This is a genomic window from Nocardia pseudovaccinii NBRC 100343, assembly GCF_001613225.1.
GTDB classification, from domain to species: Bacteria; Actinomycetota; Actinomycetes; order Mycobacteriales; family Mycobacteriaceae; genus Nocardia; species Nocardia pseudovaccinii.
In genome coordinates this window covers 21,423-29,612 of record NZ_BDBY01000400.1, presented here as the reverse complement: position 1 = coordinate 29,612, position 8,190 = coordinate 21,423, and the positions used below count along the sequence as shown (strand labels likewise).

Annotated in this window: 4 protein-coding genes and 1 tRNA gene; all 5 read left to right on the top strand. The window is 65.8% G+C overall.

Annotated features, from left to right (window positions below):
* Positions 1-2,494 (top strand): type I DNA topoisomerase (topA, locus tag NP3_RS42945; RefSeq protein WP_063047431.1); only part of this gene is annotated, 2,494 nt, incomplete at its 5' end.
* Between the two features lie 67 nt (positions 2,495-2,561).
* Positions 2,562-3,065, top strand: coding sequence for a DinB family protein (locus NP3_RS42940; RefSeq protein ID WP_063047430.1), 504 nt, complete (start codon positions 2,562-2,564; stop codon positions 3,063-3,065).
* A gap of 59 nt (positions 3,066-3,124) precedes the next feature.
* Positions 3,125-4,330: a DNA polymerase III subunit delta' gene (locus tag NP3_RS42935; protein ID WP_063047429.1), complete on the top strand. Its 1,206-nt coding sequence runs from the start codon at positions 3,125-3,127 to the stop codon at positions 4,328-4,330.
* Between the two features lie 319 nt (positions 4,331-4,649).
* On the top strand, positions 4,650-7,892 hold the full coding sequence (locus NP3_RS42930; RefSeq protein ID WP_063047437.1) for a protein kinase domain-containing protein: 3,243 nt from the start codon (positions 4,650-4,652) through the stop codon (positions 7,890-7,892).
* Positions 7,893-8,060: 168 nt separating this feature from the next.
* Positions 8,061-8,136, top strand: a tRNA-Thr gene (locus NP3_RS42925).
* Positions 8,137-8,190 lie beyond the last annotated feature (54 nt).

The following is an 8,190-nucleotide window of genomic DNA, read 5'->3' as shown; positions in this document are numbered from 1 at the left end:
CCTGCTGGAGACGTTGAAGCCCAAGGTGCCGGTGCGGCGCATGGTGTTCCACGAGATCACCGAGCCCGCCATTCTGGCCGCCGCGGCCGATACCCGCGATCTGGACAACGATCTGGTCGATGCGCAGGAAACCCGGCGCATCCTGGACCGGTTGTACGGCTACGAGGTCAGTCCGGTGTTGTGGAAGAAGGTCATGCCGCGGTTGTCGGCGGGCCGGGTGCAGTCGGTCGCGACCAGGGTGATCGTGCAGCGCGAGCGCGAGCGGATGGCATTCCGCTCGGCCGAGTACTGGGATATCGCGGCGAAGCTGGATGCGGGCGGCGACAACGGCGACGCCACCAATCCGCGGACCTTCGGGGCGCGACTGGTCAGCGTCGACGGGACCAGAGTCGCCACCGGTCGGGACTTCGGACCGGACGGGCAGCTCAAGGGCAATGGCGTGGTCGTCCTCGACGAGCCATATGCCCGCCGTCTCGCCGAGGCGCTCGAGGGCGCCGATCTGGTGGTCTCCTCAGCGGAGGCCAAGCCGTATACGCGTAAGCCCTACGCGCCGTTCATGACCTCGACGCTGCAGCAGGAGGCGGGCCGCAAGCTGCGGTTCAATGCCGAGCGGACCATGCGGGTCGCGCAGCGGCTGTACGAGAACGGCTACATCACGTACATGCGTACCGACTCGACCACGCTGTCGGAGTCGGCGATCGCCGCGGCCAGGTCGCAGGCGACTCAGCTGTACGGCGCCGAGTATGTGCACCCGACGCCGCGGCAGTACACCCGCAAGGTCAAGAACGCGCAGGAGGCGCACGAGGCGATCCGCCCGGCAGGCGATACCTTCGCGACCCCGGGCCAATTGCATGCGCGGTTGGATAATGACGAGTTCCGGCTCTACGAGCTGATCTGGCAGCGCACGGTCGCCTCGCAGATGGCCGATGCCAGGGGCACCACGCTGACACTGCGGATCACCGGTGTCGCGGGTACCGGCGAGGAATGCGTGTTCTCGGCCTCCGGTCGGACCATCACCTTCCCGGGCTTCCTCAAGGCCTACGTCGAAAGTGTCGACGAGGAGGCGGGCGGTCAGTCCGACGACGCCGAATCCCGGCTGCCCGCACTAGACGAGGGCGAGCGCGTCACGGCGGTGGAGCTGAATCCCGATGGGCACAGCACGAATCCGCCCGCGCGGTATACCGAGGCCTCGTTGATCAAGACGCTCGAAGAGCTCGGCATCGGTCGACCTTCGACGTATTCGTCGATCATCAAGACCATTCTCGACCGCGGATATGTGTACAAGCGCGGCAGTGCGCTGGTTCCGTCGTGGGTTGCCTTCGCGGTGGTCGGTTTGCTGGAGGCCTACTTCGGTCGGCTGGTCGACTTCGACTTCACCGCCGCGATGGAGGACGATCTCGATGCCATTGCCGGCGGGCGTGAGCAGCGCGGAAATTGGTTGTCCAGCTTCTATTTCGGCGGCGACCACGGTGTCGAGGGTTCGGTCGCGCGCTCCGGCGGTCTGAAGCGGATGGTCGGTGAGCGGCTCGATGATATCGATGCTCGCGAGGTCAATTCGATCAAGCTGTTCGTCGATGGCGAAGGTCGCGACGTCGTGGTTCGGGTCGGTCGGTTCGGACCGTATCTGGAGCGGATGGTTGCCAATCCCGATGACCCGGAAGGGGATTCGATTTCGCAGCGGGCGAATCTGCCCGATGATCTGCCGCCGGACGAGCTGACTCCCGAGGTCGCCGAGAAGCTTTTCTCGACGCCGCAGGAGGGACGTTCGCTGGGGACCGATCCGGCGACCGGACACGAAATCGTCGCCAAGGAAGGACGTTTCGGCCCATACGTCACCGAGATCCTGCCGGAGCCCGCGGCCGAGGAAGGACCGGCGCCCGCGAAGAAGACCGCGAAAAAGGCTGCGGCGCCTAAGCCGCGGACCGGATCGCTGTTCAAAGACATGGATCTGGCGACGATTACGCTCGACGATGCGCTGAAGTTGTTGTCGCTGCCGCGCGTTGTCGGCGCCGACCCGGCTTCCGGTGAGGAGATCACCGCGCAGAACGGGCGCTACGGCCCATATCTGAAGAAGGGCACCGATTCTCGTTCGTTGCTCAACGAAGACCAGATCTTCACCGTGACGCTGGACGAGGCACTCGAGATCTACGCCGAGCCCAAGCGGCGCGGACGCCAGGCCGCCAGTGCTGCGGCGCTGCGCGAACTCGGGAACGATTCGGCCACCGGTAAGCCGATGGTGATCAAGGACGGGCGTTTCGGTCCGTACGTCACCGACGGTGAGACCAATGCCAGCCTGCGCAAGGGCGACGAGGTCGAATCGATCACCGATGAACGGGCCTCGGAATTGCTCGCCGATCGGCGCGCGCGTGGTCCGGTGAAGAAGACGGCCAAGAAGGCGGCGGCGAAGAAGACTCCGGCCAAGAAGGCGACGGCGGCAAAGAAGACCGCCGCCAAGAAAACCACCGCAAAGAAGACGGCCGCGAAGAAGTCCTGACGGTTTTCGTCGGTGCCTTGCCGTAGCCTCGCCCCGGTATCGAAGCTCGATCGGGAAGGGGACCGCCATGGCCATCGATCAGGAACGCGAAGATCTCATCCTCGCACTCGACAGTCAGCGCGAGCTGTTTCGAATCACCCTGCGTGGTCTCGACGAGCAGCAGGCACGTCAGCGCAGCACCGTCAGCGAGCTGACTCTCGGTGGACTGCTGCACCATGTCGTCAACTGCGAGCGGCACTGGACAAAGGTCATCGTCGAGCGCGATGAGACGGCGAAGCAGGAACTGGCCGAATTCGAGGGTGAATATGTGATGGCGCCCGACGATACGGTTGCGGGACTGCTGGCCACCTGGGACGAGGTGGCGGAGGCGACCGCGAAGCTGATTCGCACCGAGCCGGATCTGAGCACGTCCATTCCGACTCCGACGACACCGTGGACGCCCGACCGCGTGTGGTGGACCGTGCGGTTCACGCTGCTGCACGTGTTGCGTGAGATCACCCACCACAGTGGGCACGCCGACATCATTCGGGAGGCGCTCGACGGTGCCAATACCACCTACCAGCGAGCTTGATGCGGATCCGTTCAGCGGTCCGGCCGGGGCTGTCGGAGGGGGCGGCTAGGGTGTAGCGCGTGGCGGGTGTCTTCGATCGGCTGGTTGGGCAGGATGCGGTCGAGTCCGAATTGCGGGCGGCCGCGGTCGCCGCGCGCGGGGGGACCGGCAATGGCGCGATGACGCATTCGTGGCTGTTCACCGGACCGCCCGGATCGGGGAGATCCGTTGCGGCGCTGTGTTTTGCGGCTGCGCTGCAGTGCACGGACGAAGGGGAGCCCGGATGTGGTCGGTGCCATGCGTGCACGACCACGATGGCCGGAACGCACGGTGATGTGCGGCGGGTGATTCCGGAAGGGCTGAGCATCAGCACCAAGGAGATGCGCGAGATCGTGCAGATCGCTTCGCGGCGGCCGAGTACCGGTCGATGGCAGGTGGTACTGATCGAGGACGCCGACCGGTTGACCGAGGCGGCGGGCAATGTGCTGTTGAAGGTGGTCGAGGAGCCACCGGATCGGACGGTATTCCTGCTGTGCGCGCCGTCGGTGGATCCGGAGGACATCTCCGTGACGCTGCGGTCGCGCTGTCGGCATGTACATCTGGTGACGCCCTCGGTGCCCGCCATCGCGCAGGTGCTGCGCGAGCGCGACAAACTCGATGAGAAGACCGCCACCTGGGCGGCATCGGTCAGCGGCGGTCATGTCGGGCGAGCTCGGCGGTTGGCCACCGATGAGGAAGCGCGTGCTCGTCGGCAGCGTGCGCTGGCGTTGGTGGGTGCGGTTTCGCGTCCCGGTGCCGCCTACGCGGCAGCGGATGAATTGGTGAAGTCCGCCGACGACGAGGCCAAGCAGATGAGTGCGGCCCGCGACGAACGTGAGCGCGAAGAATTGGCGACCGCACTAGGTGCGGGCGGCACCGGCAAAGGCGCCGCGGGCGCGACCCGAGGTTCGGCCGGTGTCCTCAAGGACCTGGAGCGCAGGCAGAAATCCCGCGCCACCCGCACCGGCCGCGATGCCCTGGACCGCGCGCTGATCGACGTCGCGGGCGTCTATCGTGACGCGCTGGCCGTCCGCTTCGGCGCCGCCCGCAACGGTTCCGGTGTCACCCTCACCCACCCCGATATGTCCGACCAGATCCACGACCTCGCCGACCGCGTCCGCCCCGAGGGCCTGCTCCGCTCCATCGAAGCCGTCCTCGCCTGCCGCGAGGCCCTCGACCTCAACGTCAAACCCCGCTTCGCCCTCGCCGCCATGGTCGCCACCCTCATCTCCGCCCAATCCGCGTGACCGCTACCACCCGTTTTCGCACCGATACGACCGGTGCGCCGCGCCGCCTCAGCTCAGTCGGTAGAGCGCTTCACCGGTAAGTACAAGGGCGACTGGCTGAACTCATCACCGGGGAGTCGCCGGGCTGGCCCAGGCCGTTCTCAGCCGGTCAAGGTCAGCCCGTTCAGCACACCACTCTGTTCCGGGGCCTGGTTGCAGTCGATCGCGCAGCACATGACCGCAGTGCGAAACGACCACGAGAATCCAGTCGGTCGTTCGGCCGACATGGACCGATGGGGATATTCTGGCAGGTGCCCGCTGGGTGAGTCATGAGTTGCCGATGGTCGAGATTGATCCGTTCAAGACGCAGCGTGATGTTGGTTTTGATGTCGTCACGGAGTTGCGGGCTGCCGGTTTCGAGAACCCCGAGGAGATCGGGCGGGGCGGTTTCGGGGCGGTGTATCGGTGTACCCAGCTCTCCGTGGATCGCGCCGTCGCGGTGAAGGTGCTCACGGGCGAACTCGACGAGAATCGGGAGCGTTTCTTTCGCGAGCAACGTGTGATGGGGCGGTTGACCGGGCACCCGAATATCGTCGACATGCTGGAGGCTGGTGAGACTGGAAGCGGTCGCCGGTATCTGGTGATGCCATACCATGCTCGCGGCTCCCTCGACACGCGCATTCGCCGCGACGGTCCGTTATCGCTCGGCGAAGCGCTACACCTCGGGGTGAAGATCGCCGGTGCGCTGGAAACGGCGCATCGGATAGAAGTTCTGCACCGCGATATCAAGCCGGGCAACATCCTGCTCACCGACTACGGTGAGCCCGCGTTGGCGGACTTCGGGATCGCCCACGTCGCCGGTGGATTCGAGACGGCGACCGGCACGGTCACCGGTTCACCTGCGTTCACCGCGCCGGAGGTGCTCGGCGGGGACGCACCGAGCCGGGCCTCGGATGTGTACGGGCTGGGGGCGACGTTGTTTTGTGCGCTGACCGGGCATGCGGCCTTCGAGCGCCGCAGCGGTGAGCAGGTGGTCGCGCAATTTCTGCGGATCACCCAGCAACCGATCCCGGATCTGCGCGAGCGGGGAATTCCGGACGATGTGTGCGCGGTGCTCGAGGCGGCGATGTCGCGCGAACCGCGGGACCGCCCCACCGCCGCGGTGCTGGGCGAACAACTGCGTCAGGTGGCGCGCAATCATGGTTTCGCGGCCGACGAGATGGCACTGCAGGCCGAACCAGGAGCCGAGCATGCGGCGGTTGTGACGTCGGTGCCCGCGGCATGGGATCGTACTGGGAATCTGCCACTCGAGCTGACCAGCTTTGTCGATCGGCGGATCCAGGTAGCCGAGGTCAAGAACCTGCTGGCGGGGTCACGTCTGGTGACTCTGACCGGGATCGGCGGGGTCGGCAAGTCACGGCTGGCACTACGGGTCGCCCGCAAGGTGCGGCGGAGTTTCGCCGACGGCGTGTGGCTGGTCGGCTTGGGTGATTTGCGGGATGCGGCATTGTTGGTCGATGTCGTGGCCGCCGCCCTCGGCCTGCGAAACCAAGCTGCCCGACCGGTATTCGAGGTGCTGATGGGATTCTTGTCATCGCGCAATCTGCTGCTGGTGCTGGACAATTGCGAGCACATGATCGAGGCGGTCGCGGAGCTGACCGAGTCGCTGCTGCGGACCTGCCCGGAGGTGCGGATTCTGGCGACCAGTCGGGAGGCTCTCGGCGTCGGCGGGGAATCGATATTCGCGGTGCCCCCGCTGGGGATTCCTGATCCGACCGACAAGCCGACGCTGCGAGCGGCGGCCCGCTACGACGCGGTGACCTTGTTCGGCGAACGAGCTGCCGCGGCCGTGCCGGGCTTCGAGGTAACCGACGACACCAAGCTGACCGTGGCCCGGATCTGTGCCCGGCTGGATGGGTTACCGCTGGCGATCGAGCTGGCCGCGGCCCGATTGCGGACGATGTCGACCGAGCAGATCCTGTCCCGGCTGGACGACCGGTACGCCCTGCTGACTCGCGGGAGTCGCAGTGCCCCGGTGCGGCAGCAGACCCTGCGGTGGTGCATCGGCTGGAGCTACGACCTGTGCACACCGGTCGAGCAGCGATTGTGGGACCAGCTGTCGGTGTTCGCCGGTAGTTTCGAACTCGATGCCGCTGAGCAGGTATGCGGCACCGACCTGACCGAGGTGGAATTGCTCGACGCATTGTCCGCACTGGTCGACAAGTCGATCCTGATACGCGAGGAAACCGATGGCACGGTTCGCTTTCGGATGCTCGAGACCGTTCAGGAATACGGCAGGGAGCAAGCCGAGGACAGCGGAGCATACTCGGAATACGTTCGGCGGCATCGGGATTGGTGTGAGCGGTTGGCGCTCGCGGCAGAGGCGGAGTGGATCGGGCCGCACCAGCTGACGTGGGTTGCCCGGTTGGATCGGGAGCTGCCGAATCTGCGGAAAGCGCTGGAATTCAGCCTCTCCGAATCGGATGACGGCGGGTTGCGGATAGCCACCGCTTTGTATCTGTTCTGGATGTTGCGTGGGCGGCAGGGCGAGGGACGCCGCTGGTGCGAACGCGCGCTCGCCCATTCGACCGGGGCGCAGACCCCCACCCGCGCCAAAGCACTGCACGCTCTCTACACGTTGGTCGTCACGCAGGGGGACATTCCGGCCGCCGCCGACAAATTGGCACAGCTCGAGAGCCTGGCCGAGCAGACGGCCGACCCGCTGGTCAGAGCCCTGCTCGCTAATATCGAGGGAGCCAATTGTCTTGCGGGCGGTGATGCGGATCTGGCTCGCGCGGCTACCCTCCTGACCGATGCCATCGACTACTACGAGGCATCCGGTGACCTCAGGTTGCAGCTGGACGCTCGGACTCCGCTCGGATGGGCTTATGCACTGCGGGGCGATCTAGCGCGGGCTATCGCTTGTCACGAAAGATCACTCGCGATCACCGAATCCGCTGGTGAAACGATGTTTCGGTCGTGGGAGTCGTGGGCGTTGGGATTTGCCGTGTGGCGAAACGGTGAGCCCGACCGCGCCGAATACCTTTTGCGGGAGGGTATTCGAGCGGGCCGACTGGTGTCCGATCCGGTCGTTGTGACGGCCTGTTTGGAGACATTGGCCTGGATCGCGACCGAGCAGCACCATGCCCGGCGCGCCGCTGTACTCTTGGGCGCCGCCGATACGCTCAGCCGCATCGTCGGCAGTGTCACTTTCATGTTTCCCAGTTCGCGTGTCTACCACGAGGAATGCACGCGCAGCAGTCGCGAGATGCTCGGCGCGCGAGTATTCGAGGCGGCCCGTCAGGAAGGCGCCGCGATGAGTTTCGCTGCCGCAGTGGGCTTCGCGCTCGGCGGGCGTGCCGAAGCGACCGCGCGGCCCTCTCGTTCGGGAGGAAACCTGACCAAGCGTGAGCGCCAAGTCGCCGATCTCGTTGCGCACGGTCTGACCAACAAGGCGATCGCCGCCCGGCTGGTGATTTCACAGCGCACCGCCGATGGACATGTGGAACATATCCTGACCAAGCTGGGCTTCACCTCGCGCGCACAGATCGCGGCCTGGGCCGCCGAGCAGCCCGAATTCTGACCCCTTTTCTTTTGCGGCGGGCCGCATCGGCGACGTGGTGCGCGTCGCGAGACTCGGTATTGGAGAACTGGCTGGATGCCTCGGTCTGGTCTGCCGTTCGCGCTGCGATGACCTCCCGTTTTCGCGATCCGACCGCCGAGACGATAGACTCGCGTGGCCGAAAGGCACGCCGCCTTAGCTCAGTCGGTAGAGCGCTTCACTCGTAATGAAAAGGTCGGGGGTTCGATTCCCCCAGGCGGCTCCAGGTCAGAGGGTGTTTTTGGTGGTTTCGGAACCATTGTTCGAGACCCCGGTGCGC